A 17,158-nucleotide genomic window follows, 5' to 3' on the forward strand; every position below is an offset into this window, starting at 1 on the left:
GGTGTCGGGTAGGCTCGTCGTCGCGTATCCCCCGCACGCGCTCATCGCCGAGGACCCTTCATGGAATCGACGCCATCGAGCGGGTCGCCCGCCCCGGCGCCGCTCACGCGGCGTGCCGTCATGGCACTGGACCGCGCCGGGCTGCGCTCGCGCCGCGCGCAGACGTTCGGCCTGGGCGCGCTGTGCGGCGCCCTCGGCGTGGCGCTCGTGATCGTCGTCGCCTCGATCTTCGCGGCGTCCGCCGCGCGTCCGCCGCTTCTCCCTGAGCAGCCGGTGTCGGAGGTGCGCAGCACCCCGCGCGCGACCCCCACGCCTGCGGCGCCCACGCCCACGCCCACCCCCACGTCGACGCCGTCGCCCGATGGGTCGACGGACACCGCCGACAGCGACGTCGCCGCCGACCCGCCGGTCGCGCCCGCTCCGGCGCCGGCGCCGGCGCCCAGCCAGACGACGGAGCCTCCCGCGGACGAGGCGCCGGTCAGCCCCGGCAACAGCGGCAGCGCCCCTGGCCACACCAAGCCGCCGAAGAACCCCTGACCCGGGGCGTCAGCGCTCGGACGGCACCAGGATCCAGAGCAGGATGTAGGCCCACAGCGACAGGCCGAAGAAGACGACCGCGATCACGCTGAGGATGCGCACGAGCGTCACGTTCCATCCGAAGCGGTTCGCCACGGCGGCGCAGACGCCCGCGATCCATCGGCCCTGCTGCGGTCTCACGAGTGCGTTCATGGTTCCATCCTGCCGGGGCCCGCGCGCCCGGGCACGGGTGCTGGCCCCCGGATCGCACGGGGGCGCGCAACCGTTGTGCGATCGTTCCCGGCTGCGGCCGTGACCGCAGCGCCGGCTCGGTTAGATTCTCACCACCGGACGGATAGGAACCCCCATGCGACGTTCTCCCCTCGCCGCGCTCGGAGCGGTGGCGATCGTGCTGATCCTCGCCTCATGCGCATCGGCTCCCTCGGCCCGGCCGAGCCCGACGCCGCCGACGGTCGATGCGACGCCCGACGGCGACACCCGCGCCGGAGCCGAGGCTCATCGAGGCGGGGACCCTCCCCCCGGCGGTGTTCGGCGGAGACTGCGCGGTCGCCGTTCCGGCGGACGAGCTGACCGCGGCCACCGGCGTCGCGGGGATCGAAGTGACTCGACGGGATGCGACATGGACGCGCTCGATCGACAATGTCGGCGGCCTCGTGTGCGAATGGCAGGGCGAGAACGTGTCGGGCAACGTGACGATCCTCCCCAAGGGCGCGCTGGACGGCGCGCAACTGGCGGCTGACGTCGCGGACCAGTACTTCGGACGATGCGACTGGGAATGCGGGTGGCGGGTCGAGTCCGAAGAACTCTGGGTCACCGGGTACTCCAGCGACCTCTCGGAGCGCGGTCGTGCCGAGGCGGACAGGATCGGCGCCGAGATCGCGGCCGGCATCGCCGCGCGCTCGGCGGCGGCGGGTCTGGACTGGCGCCTCGATCGCGCCGCCTGGTGGCCGGTGCGCTCGTGCGAAGAACTCGCGTCCCAGCTCGCGACTCGGCTCGGGATGCCGGTCACCACGCAGGAGGCCGGCTACCACGATCCCCCCAACCCGGCGACCCTCCTGGCCGACATCGCATCGCGTCGCGCGTGGTGCGCTTTCGAGGCGGGAGGCCGGCAGATCGCGCTCGCGGTGTTCGAGTCCGGTCCGGCGTGGGACGTCCCCTGGGCCGAGCTCGGGCGGCCGGTGGATCTGGGTGTCTCCGGGGCGAAGACCTTCATCTCCAGCCAGGGGGGCTACCTGGGCGGTCAGGCGTACGAGGCCACTGACGGCGTCAACGTGATGACCGTGGAGATCGCGCCCGACTCGGGCTGGGCGCCGGACGAGCTTGCGGCCGCGTTCGTGGCCACCTTCGTCACGCCCTGACTGCGGCGCCGGCGCCGACGCAGGCCGCGGCATCCGTCTCCGTTCCGGGAGCGGATGCCGCGGTAGGCGGCGATGGCGTCGACGAGCTGGTCGACCGTGTCGAGGTCGAGGTTGTTCGTCGGTTCGTCGAACACCAGCAGCTGCGGCGGCGGGTCGGCGAGCATGAGCCGCGCGAGCGCGACCCGGAACCGCTCGCCCCCCGACAGCGTGCCCACCGGGCGCGCCACGGCGGCTCCCCGGATGAGGAATCGCGCCAGCCGGTTGCGCAGCTCGACGACTGTCACGTCAGGTGCCGACGGGGCGACGTTGTCGAGCACGGATGCCGCCTCGTCCAGCCCGTCGACCCGCTGCGGCAGGTACCCCACGCGGTCGGTGTGCAGCGTGCCGTTCGCCGAGCCCTGGAGGGCGCCGTCCAGCGCCTCGTCGGTGCCCTGTGCGTCGGTCCCCACGAGCCGCTCGAGCAGCGTCGTCTTGCCGGCGCCGTTGGGGCCGATCAGCGCGACCCGCTCGGGCCCCTGGATGATCCAGGAGCGCTCGCCGTCGCCGAGGGTGGCGATGCGCCGGCCCGCGGGAACGCCGGGATCGGGCAGGTCGATCTTCACGGTGTCGTCGTCGCGCACGCGGCGCTCGGCGAGATCCAGCGCCTCGCGGGCGGATGCCTCACGATCGGCCTTCTCGCCGCGCAGCTTGCCCGCAGACACCTGCGCCGCCATCCGGCGACCGTTCGCGACGATCTTCGGCACGCGCTTCTCGTCGAACGCCTTCTGCCCCATCGCCGCGCGACGCGAGAGGGTGGTCTCGGCCTCGATGCGCTGACGCTTCTCGCGTTTGACGGCCTGTCGCGCGGCGCGCTCCGCGTCGCGGGCGGCGCCCTGTTCGGCATCCAGCCACGCCCGCCACTGGGAGTATGGGCCGCCGAACACCGACAGCTCGTTCGCGTACAGCTCGGCGGTGTCGTCCATCAGCTCCAGCAGCGACGTGTCGTGGCTGACGACCACGAGCGCTCCCCGCCACGAGCGCACCATGTCGTGCAGGCGCGCGCGGGCCTCGCGGTCGAGGTTGTTCGTCGGCTCGTCCAGCAGGGTGACGGACGAGCCGCGCAGACGGATGCCGGCGATCGCGGTGAGCACCGCCTCGCCACCCGACAGCTGCCCGACGCTGCGGTCGAGCATGTCGGGCGTGAGTCCCGCCTCGGCGAGCGCGGCGTGGGAGCGGGCCTCGACGTCCCAGTCCGAGCCGATCGCGTCGAAGTGACGTGGGTCGGCGTCGCCGGACTCGATGGCGCGCAGCGCCCGGAGCGTGTCGCCCACGCCGAGCAGGTCGGCGACGGGACGGTCCACGTCGAGGGTGAGTCGCTGCGGGAGGTAGGCGGCATCCGCTGTCCGTGCGATGTGTCCGCCGGACGGGGTGAGCTCGCCTGCCACCAGACGCAGCAGCGTCGACTTGCCGGAGCCGTTGCGGCCGACGAGGCCGGTGCGTCCGGTGCCGAACGATCCGGAGACGTCGGCGAGGGCGGCGGTGCCGTCGGGCCAGGTGAACGAGACCCGGTCGAGGATGACGGCAGGGGTGAGAGTGTGAGCGGGCATGAGGCCTCCTGTGTCGGACATGCGCTGACACCGAGGCCGCGCAGCCGTCACCCGGGCATGCCGGAGAGAGGGAGGAAGCGGCGGATCGACGTGCAGCGCGAAATGGTCAAGCGCTGGCACGTCGAGAGTCGACGGAGCAGCGCGATTACAGCGCGGACGCGTCGATCAGCTTCAAGGGAGTTCCTCACCGAGGGGACAAAGGCCGTCAGCCACCATAGCGGAAGATGCGGACGTGTGGCTGAGAGATCTCCGCCTCACGGCGGAGGCGGCGGCTCCGGCACGGTCGTAGCGTGGGGCCCATGACCGATGACCCCGCCGCCACGCCCGCACCGAACCCCGCCGCAAGGGTGTGGGGAACCGCACTCGGGACCGGAGTCGGCGTGGGCGTCGGCACGGCGCTCGGAGCCGCGCTGGGCAACATCGCCGTGGGTGTGTCGCTGGGCCTCGGCCTCGGCGCAGCCCTGGCGAGCGCGTTCGCCGTCGTCGTCCTGCGGAGGCGGGGCGAGGCCGCGGGCAACGAGCCGGCCGCGGAGGTCTAGCTCGCTCCCTGCTCGTCCAGGGCCTCGAGCTGCTTGTCGAGGAAGATGCGGACGTCGGCGAGCTCCTGCTCCGACACGCTGTGGGTGAGGCCGGGGTACACGCGCCCGCTCAGCTCGACGCGTTCGGGCAGCCACTGCGTGGTGTGCTCGACGAGGAAACCCGGGATGACGTCGTCGTTGGTCCCGCGACCCCAGAACACGGGCGGCCTCAGCTCGGCGAGCTCGGCATCGCGGGGCAGGTCGCCCGGGGTCACGTAGCCCGACAGGTTCACGGCGAACGAGAAGCGCGCGGGGGCGAGCCGCATCGCCTGCAGTGAGACGGCGGCACCCTGCGAGAAGCCCAGCAGGCCGACGGATGCCGCGCCCGGCGCATGCGCGTCGACCCATGCCAGCACGGCTTCAGCCGCCCGCGTGACGTGCGACGGGTCGCGGCCGTCCAGTCCGTCGATCGGGTACCAGGAGCGCCCAGGAGCCGGCCACGGCGGGACCAGCGGCGCGGCGAGGCTCGCAACGGCGAACGCGTCGGGCAGATATCCGCGCAAGGGGTAGAGGTCGTGCTCGTCGGCGCCGTAGCCGTGGAGCAGGAGCAGCAGGTGTCGCCCGGCGACCGCGGCGGGATCGGTCGACCACAGCACGGCATCCGCGTCGAGGACGAGCGATTCCGGCATGCCCTCATCCTGACACGGCGTGCCGACACCGGACAGCGCCGAAACCGCGCCGGAACCTCGTCGTGGACCCTCGAGCGGGGTATACAGGAGGCATGTCCGTGCGCACTCCCGACCCCGAACCTGCGGGCGACGAGCCGTTCGGCCCGCCGGCGGGCAACATCTCCAACCCGGCGTGGCTGAGCGACATCGAGCTCGAAGAGGCCCGGCGGCGTCTGCCGATGCTCTACGTCGAGGGCGTCCCGGTCCGCACCGACGGCATGGGGCAGGTGACCGCGGTGGGGATCCTGTTGCGGGCGACCCCGCTCGGCGAGATCTCGCGCACCATCGTCTCGGGGCGGGTGCGGTACGGCGAGACGGTCCGCGACGCCCTGTTCCGCCACCTCGAGAACGACCTGGGACCCATGGCGTTCCCGATGCTGCCGCCGCAGCCGACGCCGTTCACCGTGGCCGAGTACTTCCCGCTCCCGGGCGTGAGCGCCTACCACGACGACCGCCAGCACGCCGTGTCGCTCGCGTTCGTGGTGCCGGTCACCGGCACGTGCGAGCCGCGTCAGGACGCGCTCGAGGTGACGTGGCTGACACCGGAGGAGGCGGCATCCGATGCCCTCTCCGCCGAGATGGAGGGCGGGCGCGGCACGCTCGTGCGACTTGCCCTGGCGAGCGTCGGCGCCCTGCGCTGAGCGGTCCGGCGCGGGACCGTCGAACCCTCGCGCACGTCTGCGCCGCGGAATAGGGTCGCTAGGGTGACCCTCGACTCCCTCCCCTTCCCCGTCGACGCGGCCGGATGGGCCGCCTTCGCCACCGAGCGCCCCGCGGAGCGGATCGCGCGCGTCCGTGACCTCGACCGTCGGCTGATCGACGAGCCCGCGCTGTCGACGGCGGAGCGGCTCGAGCTGTGGAACGACGCCGACATCGCCCTCAGCGAGGCCATGAACGAGGCGTACGTCCTCAGCGAGGCCCACCCCGACGCTGCCGTGCGTGCGGCGGCGGAGGCGCAGGTGCAGGCGGTCGAGTCGCTGTCGGCTGCGCGCCTGCTCGATCCGGAGCTGTGGGGAGCCTTCGCGGATGCCGCCGCCGACGGTCTCGACGACGACCAGACGCGGCTGCTCGCCCACCTGCAGCGGGATTTCCGACGCGGTGGGGTGCAGCTGGGCGATGCCGACCGAGAACGGGTGCGCGAGCTCGCCGACCGCGACACCGAACTCGCGCTGGCCTTCTCACGGAACATCCGCGACGGGCGCCGCGAGATCACCGTCCCGGCCGAGGGCCTGGCGGGGATGCCGCAGGACTTCGTCGACGCCCACCCCGCCGACGAGCACGGGCGCGTGACGCTCTCGACGGACTACCCCGACCTGATGCCGATCCGGGGCTACGCGAGCGATCGCGCCACCCGCATCGCGCTCGTGAGCGCCTACAACGACCTCGCCTGGCCGGGCAACGACGAGATCCTCGCGGAGCTGCTCGCGGTGCGCGCCGAGCGCGCGCGCCTGCTCGGCTATGCGGACTGGGCCGACTACGAGACGGCGACCCGCATGATCGGCGCGGGCGCCGAGATCCCCGCGTTCCTCTCCCGCGTCGACGAGGCGTCACGGGATGCCGCGGACGCGGAGTACCCGCTGCTGTTCGAGCGCCTGCGCGGCGACGTCCCCGACGCCGAGGTCGTCACGATCGCCGACTTCTGGTACCTGCTGGGCACGATCAAGCGCGAGCAGTACGACGTCGACGCGCAGCTGGTCCGCTCGTACTTCCCGTTCGAGCGGGTCGTCGCGGGGGTGCTCGACGTCACCGGGCGCCTGCTCGACGTCTCGTACGTGCCGGTCGACGCGAACGCCTGGCACGAGGACGTGCGATCGTTCGACGTGATGCGGGCGGGGGATCGCCTCGGGCGCATCCACCTCGATCTGCACCCGCGCGAGGGCAAGTTCAGCCATGCCGCCTGCTTCCCGCTGGCGCCGGGGGTCAGCGGCCGGGTGCTGCCCGAAGCCGCCCTGCTGTGCAACTTCTCCCGCGGCCTGCTCGAGCACGACGAGGTCGTGACGTTCTTCCACGAGTTCGGGCACCTGGTGCACGACATCCTCGGCGGACGCCAGCGGTTCGCGCGCTTCAGCGGCGTCGCCACCGAGTGGGACTTCGTGGAGGCGCCCAGCCAGCTCCTGGAGGAGTGGGCGTGGGATGCCGACGTCCTGGCGTCGTTCACCGGCAACGCGGACGGCGAGCCCATCCCGGCCGACCTGGTCGCGCGGATGCGCACCGCCGACGCGTTCGGACGCGCCCTCGAGGTGCGCCGCCAGCTGGGGCACGCGAACGTGTCGTACCGCCTGCACGTCGACCGTCCGTCGGATCTGCAGGCCGAGACCGAGCGCGTGTACGCCTCGACGAGCCCTGTCCAGCCGCTGCCCGGGCTGCACCCGTACGCGGGCTTCGGCCACCTCACGGGGTACGGCGCCTGCTACTACACCTACCAGTGGAGCCTCGTGATCGCCCGCGATCTGCTCAGCGCCTTCGAAGGCGGACTGATGGATCCGCAGGTCGCGCACCGCTACCGCACCGAGGTGCTCGAGCGCGGCGGATCGCGCGACGCGAAGGATCTCGTCGAGGCGTTCCTGGGGCGGCCGAGCTCGTTCGACGCCTACCGGGAATGGCTGGCCGCAGGCGCAGACGAAGGCCTCCGCAGACCGACGGAATGACCTGCGGATGCCGCGGTCCGAGGCATCCGTCCGGCTCTCGGATCGCGTCGTTTCGCGCACACAGCCCGGCGGGGTATGGTTCACCTACGCATGCGCAGTCACCCCTGCGACACAGACCCCCCGGGTGTCGTCGAGGGCGACGCGGCCCCCGCTGTCCGCGCGCTCGGCGAACGTGTCGCCGGAGCGGTGCAGCCGACCGCCCGCCACCGCCGAGCGCACTCGCCGATACAGTGAACCCCAGAAGCGGAGACACACGATGTCCGACCACGCCGTGAGCGCCGGAAACCAGGGTCAGGACGACCCCACGCCGTTCGACAATCTCATCGGAGACACGTCGGCCACCGCCTTCGGGTCGGGTTTCACCACCACCTTCCGCGGGTACGACAAAGAAGAAGTGGATGCCGCGATCGCCGGTCTCGACGCGCGTGTGCGCGCTGCGCACGACGAGGTCACGCAACTGAAGCAGCACCAGCGTCGCGCCGGTGCCGCCGTCGCGCAGAGCCGTGCCAAGGCCGAGCGCCTCGAGGCCGAGCTGCAGGCCGCCACCGAGCGGCGCCAGGCCGAGGTCGACGCGGCCATCGCCGCGCGCCAGGCAGAGATCGACGCCACGCTCGTCGCCCGCCAGGAGGAGATCGACCGGCTCCAGGCCGCGCTCGACGAGGCCGAGGAGCTCCGTCGCGCCGACGTCGAGCGCGTCGCGGCCGAGGCGTCGGCCGCGCGCGAAGAAGAGGGCGACGCCGTCGCACGCCTGCAGGGCGAGCTCGAGGTCGCCGGCGCCAAGCTCGCCGACGCCGAGCAGCGCATCCAGGCGCTCAGCGACGAGCTCGTCGGCGCCACCACGGAGTCGCCGAACCGCCAGAAGTTCGAAGAGGTGCTGCGCGTCGCCGAGGACCAGGCGAGCCTGCTCATCCGCAACGCGACCATCCAGGGCGACCGCCTCCTCGAGGCCGCCCGCGAGGAGATCGCCAACCGGCGCAGCTCGGCGCAGGCCGAGGCCGAGGCCATCGTGTCGCAGGCGCAGCACGACGCCCAGCAGGTGCGCCTGAAGATCGACACCGAGTCGACCGCGCATGAGGCGCGCATCGAGCGCGAGGCCGCCCACGCCGCCGAGAAGGTGTCGCAGGCCGAGCGCGAGGCCGCCGCGATCCGCTCCGAGGCGGAGAAGGGCGCCGCGGTGCTGCGCTCCACCGTCGCCCGCGAGACGGCGCGCGACCGGTCCGAGGCCGAGGAGGCGGTGCGCGAGCTGCGGCTGCGCGCACTGGAGTTCGAGGCATCCCTCACCCGTCGCCAGGACGACGCGCACCAGGAGTTCCTGGTGCTGCACAACCAGGCCGTCGCGCACGCCGAGCGCATCACGCAGGACGCCAACGAGCAGGTCGCCGCGTCGCTCGACCACGCGCAGCGCGTGTCGGTGAAGGCCGAGGACTTCGAGCGCCTCATGCGCGCCCAGTCGCAGCAGATCGAGGCCGACGCGCAGCTGCGTGCCCGCGAGCACCTCGAGCAGGCGCACGTGAAGGCCGAGCGCATCATCGACCTGGTCACCTCGCACTCGCAGGCCGTGCTGCACGACGCCGAGGACCGCACCCGCCAGCTGCGCTGGCAGCAGCACCAGCTGATGAGCTTCATGGCCGAGGTCAAGGAGCTCATCCGCCCGCACGGTCCGCTGGCCGCGTCGTCGACGGAGGACGGATCGGATGCCGACGCAGCGGAGCCCGCTGACGCCGAGGCAGAGGACGCCACGGTCGAGGTCGCCGAATCCGAGGCTGCGGTCGACACCGCCGAGCCGGTGCAGGCCGACGCCGAGGTTGAGACGGACGCCGACGAGGTTGCCACGGACGCCGACGAGGACGCCGTCGAGCCGGAGGACGCCGACGAGCCGTCCGGCGACGAGCCGGCCGACGGCGCCGACGCGTCCGACGAGTCCGAATCCGACGAGGACTGACGCCGGCCCGCAACGCCGGCGCCCAGACGCCCGACACGCCGAACGCCCCGGACCTCCGACGAGGTCCGGGGCGTTCGGCGTGAAGCGGCGGGTCAGGCCGCCGTGGTCTCGCGCGCGATCGCGGCGAGGAAGGCGTCGATGTCGTTCTCCGACGTGTCGAACGAGCACATCCAGCGCACCTCGTTCTTCGCGGCATCCCAGTCGTAGAACCGGAACGACTGACGCAGCCGGTCGGCCACGCCGTCCGGCAGCGTCGCGAACACGCCGTTTGCCTGCGTGGGCTGCGTGAAGGCGACGCCCTGGATCGAGCCGTCGGCGAGCCCGGCCTCGATGCCGGCCCGCAGGCGATGCGCCATCGCGTTGGAGTGCGACGCGTTGCGCAGCCACAGGTCGCCCTCGAGCAGCGCCAGCAGCTGGGCCGACACGAAGCGCATCTTCGACGCGAGCTGCATGTCGAGCTTGCGCAGGAACTTCAGGCCCTGCGATGCCTCCGGGTTGAGCACCGCGACGGCCTCGCCGAGCATGGCGCCGTTCTTGGTGCCGCCGAAGCTCAGCACGTCGACGCCCGCGTCGCGCGTGAAGGCGCGCAGCGGCAGGCCGAGGGACGCCGCCGCGTTCGAGATGCGGGAGCCGTCCATGTGCAGGTGCATGCCGAGCCCGTGGATGTGATCGGCGATCGCGGCGATCTCGTCGACGGTGTACAGCGTGCCCAGCTCGGTCGACTGGGTGATCGAGACGACCAGCGGCTGCGCGCGGTGCTCGTCGCCCCAGCCCCAGGCCTCGCGGTCGATGAGCTCGGGAGTGAGCTTGCCGTCCTCGGTGGGGACGGTCAGCAGCTTGATACCGGCCACCCGCTCGGGCGCACCGCCCTCGTCGACGTTGATGTGCGCGGTGCCGGCAGACACCACTGCGCCCCAGCGGGGGAGCATCGACTGCAGCCCGACGACGTTCGCGCCGGTGCCGTTGAACACCGGGTACGCCTCGACGCCCTCGCCGAAGTGGCGGGCGAAGACCTCCTGCAGGCGCTCGGTGTAGACGTCGTCGCCGTAGGCGACCTGGTGGCCGTCGTTGGCGGCGGCGATCGCCGCGAGCACCTCGGGGTGGATGCCGGAGTAGTTGTCGCTGGCGAAGCCGCGCAGGTTCGGGTCGTGGATCGTGGTCACGGAAGTCCAATCTAGTTCGGGCGAGCAGGCGCGAACTCCGCAGAAATCCTCGCGGTACGCGGCCGGGAGCGGCCCGGTGGGTCCACCCGGCCGTGGAGCTGAGGAGTTACGGCAGCGTCAGGTCGCGGGTCGTGTCGTTGACGTCGGCGGCTTCGGCGTCGAACAAGCCGACGAAGGCGTCGGCGAGGGCGTCTTCCAAGCCCGCGAGGGCCTTCACGCGGAAGATGACGGATGCCGCGGCCAGCGGCCGGCCGGCATCCCGGGCGTCCTTCGCGAAGCCCTGTGCGACGGCGCGCGTCCACGCCTCGGTCGCGGCCTTGACCGCGGCGTAGTTCGCGCCGCCGGCGAGCGGCCGCGCCACCGCCGTGGATGACACAACGGCGAGACGGCCCGCGACGGAGGCCCGCAGGTCGGCGTCGAACGCGCGGCTGACATGCCGCAGCGTCGTGAGGGAACCCTCGAGGAAGCGGTAGTCGGCGTCCGTCTGCCCGGCGAGCCCGCCACCGCCACGCCAGCCGCCCACCAGATGCAGCACTCCGTCGACGGCGCCGTGGGCGGCGTGCACGCGCTCGGCGAGGCGCGCGACGTCGCCCTCGTCGGTCAGGTCGCACACCTCGGTGCGCACGCGCTCCGCCTCCTCCGGCGCCAGGGCGTCGACGAGCTCGCCCAGCTTGCCGGCATCCCGGCCGACGGCGACCACCCTCGCGCCCGCGGTGCTGAGGGCGCGGGCCGCGGCGAGCCCGGACGCGCTGGTCGCTCCCGCGACGATGACGAGCCGGTCTGCGACGCTCATGACTCCACCCTCCCACTGATCGTTCGGCGAGAACGTGCGCTCTCGCCGAACGGATATCTCATCGCCGTCGACGACATGCGTGCTCGGCGAGACCACACGGTCTCGCCGAGCACGGCACGTTGAGGGTCAGGAGGAGTCGCGGCCGGTGATCCCGGCGGTGGACTCGATGACCGTCTTCATCTTCTTGTCGAGCGCCTCGAAGAACATCGACAGCGGGAACTCGTCGTCCATCACCGCGTCGGTGTAGCCCTTCGGCGCGCCGGCGAGGATCTCGTCCGGAAGGCCACGCGCCCACTGCGAGGCGGGGTTGGGCGTGAGCGTCGAGCGCACGAGATCGTAGGCGGCGAGCCAGTGCGCCGTCTTCGGGCGGTCGATCGAGCGCCAGTACAGCTCGTCGATCGACTCGCCGAGGGCGACGACCGCGGCCGGCACGTCCTCCCAGTCGAACGCCAGCGCCGTGTCGGTCCAGTGCAGGACGTTCCGCTGGTGCAGCCACGCGAACAGCAGCTGGCCGCCGAGCCCGTCGTAGTTGCGCACGCGCGAACCGGTGATCGAGAACCGGAAGATGCGGTCGAAGATCACCGCGTACTGCACGAGCTTCGCGTGCTCGAGCATTTCCGCCTCGGTCGCGTCGAGCGTCTCGCCGGCGTCCACGCGCGCCGTGAGGCGCTTCTGGATCGCGACGCACTCGCGGAACGCGGTGAGGTCGCAGCGCAGCTCTTCCAGCGAATACAGGAAGTACGGCATCCGCTGCTTGATCATGAACGGGTCGAACGGCAGGTCGCCGCGCATGTGGGTGCGGTCGTGGATGATGTCCCACATCACGAACGTCTTCTCGGTGAGCTCCTGGTCATCGAGCATGCGCGCGGCGTCGGCGGGCAGGTCGAGCTTGGTGATCTCGGCGGCGGCGCGCACGACGCGGCGGTACCGTGCGGCCTCGCGGTCCTGGAAGATCGCGCCCCACGTGAACGTCGGGATCTCGCGCATCGCGACCGTCTCGGGGAAGAGCACGGCGCTGTTGGTGTCGTACCCGGGCGTGAAGTCGACGAACCGCAGCGACACGAACAGCTTGTTGCCGTAATCGCCCGCCTCGAGCTGTGCGATGAACTCGGGCCAGATGACCTCGACCAGCACCGCCTCGACGTGTCGGTCCGACGATCCGTTCTGGGTGTACATCGGGAACACGACGAGGTGACGGATGCCGTCGACCCGGTGCTGCTGCGGCTGGAACGCCACGAGCGAGTCGAGGAAATCGGGGATGCCGAAGCCCTCGGCCGCCCAACGCTCGAAGTCGCGGACGGAGGCGGCCAGGTACTCGGCGTCGTGCGGGAAGGCCGGGGCGAGCGCATGGATGCCGGCGACGATCTCGGCGACGTGTCCGCGGGCGGCGTCGTGGGACGCGGCATCCGGAATCGAGCCGTCCTTGATCTGCAGCGGCTGGATCGCCGCCGCGGCCGCCTTCAGGCGCAGCCAGGCGTCACTGCGCTCAGCGAGTCGGGCGTCCTCGACGACCTCGGGTTCTCCGACGACGGCCTTCGCGGTGTGAAGGGTGCTGCTGGACATGGTGAACCTCCGATCCTGGGTCGAGGATGATCTCGCCGACGATTCTACGGGAGAAGTTCCGGAGATTTCCATCCGTGACCGGAAGAGTTCCTGTGGCCCCGCAGGGCCACTGATAGTCTCGGCGGCATGAGCGAACGCGGCCCGGGGCGGCTCGACGACGACATCGACGAGGGCATCGTGCGCGAGGTCTCGCGCAACGCGCGCGCGACCCTGGCCGAACTGTCGGCGGCGGTCGGGCTGTCGGTGTCGGCGGTGCAGACGCGGCTGCGCCGCCTCGAAGCGCGCGGCGTCATCACCGGCTATCGCGCCCTCGTCGACGCCGAGGCGGTCGGCAAGCCCCTCGCCGCGTTCGTCGAGATCACCCCGCTCGACCCCGCCCAGCCCGACAACGCGCCTGAGCTGCTCGAGCACCTGACCGAGATCGAGGCGTGCCACTCCATCGCCGGCGACGCCAGCTACATCCTGTTCGTGCGGGTGGCCTCGCCGCGGCACCTCGAGACGCTGATCCGCGACATCCGCACCGCCGCCTCCGTCCGCACGCGCACCACGATCGTCCTGCAGACGTTCTACGAGAACCGCCCGGTGCTGCCCGCGTGAGCTGCAGGAGCGGATGCCGCGGGCCGCGGCATCCGCCCTCGCTCAATCGTGCTGGGGGAAGCCCAGGTTGATGCCGCCGTGCGACGGGTCGAGCCAGCGCGACGTGATCGCCTTCTCGGCCGTGAAGAACTCGAAGCCGTGCGGGCCGTACGCCTTGGCGTCGCCGAAGAGGGACGCCTTCCAGCCGCCGAACGAGTGGTACGCCACCGGGACGGGGATCGGCACGTTGATGCCGATCATCCCGACGGTCGCCTCGCGCTGGAAGCGCCGGGCCGCGCCGCCGTCGTTCGTGAAGATCGCGGTGCCGTTCCCGTAGCGGCTCGAGTTGATGATGTCGAGGCCCTCCTCGTAGCCCTCGACGCGCACGACGGACAGCACCGGGCCGAAGATCTCGTCGGTGTAGACCGTCGAGGTCGTCGGCACGTTGTCGATCAGGGTCGGTCCGAGCCAGAAGCCGTTCTCGTCGCCGTCGATCTCGACGTCGCGCCCGTCGACCACGACCGAGGCGCCGTCGGCTCCGGCGACGTCGAGGTACGACGTCACCTTGTCGCGGTGCTGACCCGTGATGAGCGGACCCATGTCGCAGCCGCGGGTGCCGTCGCCCACCTTGAGTCCCGCCATGCGCTCGGCGACCTTCGCGACGAACGCGTCGGCGACGGTGTCGACGGCGAGCACGACCGAGATCGCCATGCAGCGCTCGCCGGCAGAGCCGAAGCCCGCGTTCACGGCGGCGTCCGCGGCGAGGTCGAGGTCGGCGTCCGGCAGCACCAGCATGTGGTTCTTCGCGCCGCCGAGCGCCTGAACGCGCTTGCCGTGCGACGTCGCGGTCTCGTAGACGTACTTGGCGATCGGCGTCGAGCCGACGAACGAGATCGCCCGCACGTCGGGGTGCTCGAGCAGCGCGTCGACCGCCTCCTTGTCGCCGTGCACGACGTTGAAGACACCGTCCGGGAGCCCCGCCTCCGTGAGGAGGCCGGCGAGCCAGTTCGCCGCCGTCGGGTCCTTCTCGGAGGGCTTCAGCACGACCGCGTTGCCGGCGGCCAGCGCGATCGAGAAGAACCACAGCGGCACCATCGCCGGGAAGTTGAACGGGCTGATGATGCCCACGACGCCGAGCGGCTGCCGCAGCGTGTACACGTCGATGCCGGTCGAGACGTTCTCGGAGTACGCGCCCTTGGTCAGGTGCCCGAGGCCGCACGCGAACTCGACGACCTCCATGCCGCGCGCGATCTCGCCGCGCGCGTCGGAGAGCACCTTGCCGTGCTCGGCGGTCAGGATCTCGGCGAGCTCCTCCTTGCGGGCGTTGAGCAGCTCGCGGAACGCGAACAGCACCGTCTGACGCTTGGCGATCGACGCGTCGCGCCACTGCAGCCACGCCGCGGACGCGGCATCCACCGCTTCGCCGACGTCTTCACGCGACGCGAACCGCACCTCCTTCTGGACCGTTCCCAGCGCGGGGTTGAACACCTGGCCGGTGCGCTCGGATGCCCCGGCCCAGGGGGCGCCGTTCACCCAGTGATCGAGAACAGCCGTCTCGGTGCGCGGCATGGTGTCAGTCATCGTGTTCCTCCTTCGGAAACCCTCCTCGTGAGAGGGCGTGCACGTGTCACGCGAGGTCGCCTTCGACCTTCGTCAGGGCTTCATCGTAGATCGCCAGAGCCTCCTGCACCTCCTCGTCGGTGACGACGCAGGGCGGCACGACGTGGATGCGGTTGTCGGCGGCGAAGGGGAGGAGCCCCCTCGAGGTGAGCTCCTTCTTGAGGCGCCCGATGACGTCGGCGCCGACCGGCTCGCGGGTGTCGCGGTCGGCCACGAGCTCCAGCGCCCAGAACACGCCCTCGCCTCGCACCTCGCCGATGAGGGGGTGCTTCTCGGCCAGCGCCGCGAGCCCCGGGCCGATGGCGTCCTCGCCGACCCGGCGGGCGTTCTCGACGATGCCTTCGGACTCCATCGCGTCGATCGAGGCGACGATGGATGCCGCAGCCAGCGGGTGGCCGGAGTACGTGAGCCCGCCGGGGAAGACGCGGTCGTCGAAGGTCGCCGAGATCGCGTCCGAGATGATCACGCCGCCCACCGGCACGTAGCCGGAGTTCACGCCCTTCGCGAACGTGATGAGGTCGGGGACGACGTCGTAGCCCTGGAACGCGAACCAGCGCCCGCTGCGGCCGAACCCGGCCATGACCTCGTCGAGGATCAGCACGATCCCGTACTCGTCGGCCAGCGCCCGCACGCCGGCGAGGTAGCCCGGCGGCGGCAGCATGATGCCGGCGGTGCCGGGGATCGACTCGAGCAGCAGGGCCGCGATCGTCGACGGGCCCTCGGACTGGATGACGCGCTCCAGGTGGTGCAGCGCGCGCTCGGACTCCTCTTCGGGGGTCGTCGCCCAGAACTCGGTGCGGTACAGGTAGGGCCCGAAGAAGTGCACGTGTCCGCGGGCGAACTGGTTCGGCATCCGTCGCCAGTCGCCGGTCGCGACGATCGCCGCCCCGGTGTTGCCGTGGTACGAGCGGTAGGTCGAGAGCACCGTGTCGCGCCCGGTGTGAAGCCGCGCCATGCGGATGGCGTTCTCGATCGCGTCGGCGCCGCCGTTGGTGAAGAACACCTTCGCGAATCCGTCAGGTGCCTTGTCGAGGATGCGCTGCGCCGCCTGACCCCGATGGAGGTTGGCGGTGGCGGGGCCGATGGTGGCGAGCCGCTCGGCCTGCTCGCGGATGGCGGCGACGACGGCGGGATGCTGGTGCCCGATGTTGACGTTGACCAGCTGGCTCGAGAAGTCGAGCATGCGGTTGCCGGCGTGATCCCACACCACCGTGCCCGAGCCGCCGGCGATGACGGGCAGGTCGAGACCTGCCTGAGCGGACCAGGAGTGGAACACGTACGCGCGGTCGAGGTCCTTCGCGAGGGCGTCGAGGTCTTCGGTCATGCGGCCACGTTGCTCGATCGCGCCGGCCGGCGCAAGACCCGGAGCGATGCGGTCCGCCGGGGTCCGGCGGGCGGGGTCAGCCGCGGACGAGCGCTCCCGGCGCGCAGGCGACCGCGCCGTCGGGGACATCGAGCACGGGCGTCCCGGCGACCACGACGTCGGCGCGCTCCCAGGGGCGGTCGCCGGCGAGGAACGGGCGCTCCACGCCGATCCACTCGAACCAGAACGCGATCGTCTGCGCCTCGTCGCCGTTGACCCCCTCGGCGATGTCGCGGGCGATGCCGCGCTGCTCGGTGAGGGCGTCGTCGGACTGCACCCAGACGACGGCGTCCAGGAGGTCGGCGACCTCTCGCTGGGACGCCCCCACGCCTTCGACGACGACGAGCCCGGTCCCGGGCGGGACGATCACCGCGCCCTTGCGGCCGCGGGCCGCCCACGCCGGCGGGGTGAAATCGAGCGCGCCGGTCTCGTGCAGTTCGACGAGCGCGTCGCGCAGCACGTGACCCCACCCGAAGAAGGGCTCGTGCCACGCGAAGTCGTCGGTGTGGACGACCTGGCCGCCACCGGACGCCGCGGCCAGGGCTGCGGCGAGCGTGCTCTTGCCCGCGCCGCTGCGACCGTCCACCGCGACGATCGCCGGGCGGCCCGTCATCGCCGCGCGCGCGAGGAGATCCGCGACGAGATCGGCGTGGGTGCGGACGGACCAGGGGCCCGCGGGCGGTTCTTCCGGCTGCAGCTGCACGCCGCCCATCCTAGGGTGCAAGCGCTTGCAATCGGCAAGGTCCGACCTCCGGGCCGTCCC

At 71.9% G+C, this 17,158-nt stretch carries 16 protein-coding genes; 7 read left to right on the forward strand and 9 right to left on the reverse strand.

Annotation, left to right across the window (positions count from 1 at the left end; translation table 11 throughout):
• The first annotated feature begins 60 nt into the window (after positions 1 to 60).
• Positions 61 to 537: a hypothetical protein gene (locus AC1DDU_RS09945; RefSeq protein WP_477433635.1), complete on the forward strand. Its 477-nt coding sequence runs from the start codon at positions 61 to 63 to the stop codon at positions 535 to 537.
• 9 nt (positions 538 to 546) lie between these two features.
• Here AC1DDU_RS09945 and AC1DDU_RS09950 read toward each other — a convergent pair whose 3' ends face one another.
• Positions 547 to 729 (reverse strand): PspC domain-containing protein, encoded by a 183-nt coding sequence (locus AC1DDU_RS09950; protein ID WP_477433637.1) that lies wholly within the window; start codon positions 727 to 729, stop codon positions 547 to 549.
• Positions 730 to 992: 263 nt separating this feature from the next.
• Between AC1DDU_RS09950 and AC1DDU_RS09955 the strand changes: the two genes are divergently transcribed.
• Positions 993 to 1,895, forward strand: coding sequence for a hypothetical protein (locus AC1DDU_RS09955; protein WP_477433639.1), 903 nt, complete (start codon positions 993 to 995; stop codon positions 1,893 to 1,895).
• Here AC1DDU_RS09955 and AC1DDU_RS09960 read toward each other — a convergent pair.
• Positions 1,778 to 3,481, reverse strand: coding sequence for an ABC-F family ATP-binding cassette domain-containing protein (locus AC1DDU_RS09960; protein ID WP_477433641.1), 1,704 nt, complete (start codon positions 3,479 to 3,481; stop codon positions 1,778 to 1,780). The genes AC1DDU_RS09955 and AC1DDU_RS09960 overlap by 118 nt on opposite strands.
• Before the next feature lie 299 nt (positions 3,482 to 3,780).
• Between AC1DDU_RS09960 and AC1DDU_RS09965 the strand changes: the two genes are divergently transcribed.
• Positions 3,781 to 4,020, forward strand: a complete 240-nt coding sequence (locus AC1DDU_RS09965; protein ID WP_477433643.1) for a hypothetical protein — start codon at positions 3,781 to 3,783, stop codon at positions 4,018 to 4,020.
• On the opposite strand, the gene AC1DDU_RS09970 is transcribed toward AC1DDU_RS09965, so the two are convergent.
• Positions 4,017 to 4,688 (reverse strand): alpha/beta hydrolase, encoded by a 672-nt coding sequence (locus tag AC1DDU_RS09970; RefSeq protein WP_477433644.1) that lies wholly within the window; start codon positions 4,686 to 4,688, stop codon positions 4,017 to 4,019. The two genes, AC1DDU_RS09965 and AC1DDU_RS09970, sit on opposite strands and share 4 nt — an antisense overlap.
• 92 nt (positions 4,689 to 4,780) lie before the next feature.
• Here AC1DDU_RS09970 and AC1DDU_RS09975 point away from each other — a divergent pair, with 92 nt between their 5' ends.
• From AC1DDU_RS09975 to AC1DDU_RS09985, 3 genes are all read left to right on the forward strand, one after another.
• Positions 4,781 to 5,368, forward strand: a complete 588-nt coding sequence (locus tag AC1DDU_RS09975) for an NUDIX hydrolase family protein (protein WP_477433646.1) — start codon at positions 4,781 to 4,783, stop codon at positions 5,366 to 5,368.
• 63 nt (positions 5,369 to 5,431) lie between these two features.
• Positions 5,432 to 7,375 carry a M3 family metallopeptidase gene (locus AC1DDU_RS09980; RefSeq protein WP_477433648.1) on the forward strand — a complete coding sequence of 648 codons (1,944 nt, stop codon included), beginning with the start codon at positions 5,432 to 5,434 and terminating at the stop codon, positions 7,373 to 7,375.
• A gap of 256 nt (positions 7,376 to 7,631) precedes the next feature.
• Positions 7,632 to 9,317, forward strand: coding sequence for a coiled-coil domain-containing protein (locus AC1DDU_RS09985; protein ID WP_477433650.1), 1,686 nt, complete (start codon positions 7,632 to 7,634; stop codon positions 9,315 to 9,317).
• A 92-nt stretch (positions 9,318 to 9,409) separates the two neighbouring features.
• On the opposite strand, the gene AC1DDU_RS09990 is transcribed toward AC1DDU_RS09985, so the two are convergent.
• The 3 genes from AC1DDU_RS09990 to AC1DDU_RS10000 form a co-directional block, all read right to left on the reverse strand.
• On the reverse strand, positions 9,410 to 10,480 hold the full coding sequence (locus tag AC1DDU_RS09990) for a threonine aldolase family protein (protein ID WP_477433652.1): 1,071 nt from the start codon (positions 10,478 to 10,480) through the stop codon (positions 9,410 to 9,412).
• 106 nt (positions 10,481 to 10,586) lie between these two features.
• On the reverse strand, positions 10,587 to 11,273 hold the full coding sequence (locus AC1DDU_RS09995) for an SDR family NAD(P)-dependent oxidoreductase (RefSeq protein ID WP_477433653.1): 687 nt from the start codon (positions 11,271 to 11,273) through the stop codon (positions 10,587 to 10,589).
• Between the two features lie 126 nt (positions 11,274 to 11,399).
• On the reverse strand, positions 11,400 to 12,836 hold the full coding sequence (locus AC1DDU_RS10000) for a DUF6421 family protein (RefSeq protein ID WP_477433655.1): 1,437 nt from the start codon (positions 12,834 to 12,836) through the stop codon (positions 11,400 to 11,402).
• Between the two features lie 126 nt (positions 12,837 to 12,962).
• Between AC1DDU_RS10000 and AC1DDU_RS10005 the strand changes: the two genes are divergently transcribed.
• Positions 12,963 to 13,433: an Lrp/AsnC family transcriptional regulator gene (locus AC1DDU_RS10005; protein WP_477433657.1), complete on the forward strand. Its 471-nt coding sequence runs from the start codon at positions 12,963 to 12,965 to the stop codon at positions 13,431 to 13,433.
• A 42-nt stretch (positions 13,434 to 13,475) separates the two neighbouring features.
• Here AC1DDU_RS10005 and AC1DDU_RS10010 read toward each other — a convergent pair whose 3' ends face one another.
• The 3 genes from AC1DDU_RS10010 to AC1DDU_RS10020 all read right to left on the reverse strand — a co-directional run bounded on the left by AC1DDU_RS10010 (position 13,476) and on the right by AC1DDU_RS10020 (position 17,098).
• Positions 13,476 to 14,993: a CoA-acylating methylmalonate-semialdehyde dehydrogenase gene (locus AC1DDU_RS10010; RefSeq protein WP_477433659.1), complete on the reverse strand. Its 1,518-nt coding sequence runs from the start codon at positions 14,991 to 14,993 to the stop codon at positions 13,476 to 13,478.
• A gap of 46 nt (positions 14,994 to 15,039) precedes the next feature.
• Positions 15,040 to 16,356 (reverse strand): aminotransferase class III-fold pyridoxal phosphate-dependent enzyme, encoded by a 1,317-nt coding sequence (locus AC1DDU_RS10015; protein ID WP_477433661.1) that lies wholly within the window; start codon positions 16,354 to 16,356, stop codon positions 15,040 to 15,042.
• A gap of 76 nt (positions 16,357 to 16,432) precedes the next feature.
• On the reverse strand, positions 16,433 to 17,098 hold the full coding sequence (locus tag AC1DDU_RS10020; RefSeq protein WP_477433663.1) for a uridine kinase family protein: 666 nt from the start codon (positions 17,096 to 17,098) through the stop codon (positions 16,433 to 16,435).
• Positions 17,099 to 17,158 lie beyond the last annotated feature (60 nt).

This window comes from Microbacterium sp. 05T445, assembly GCF_056395865.1.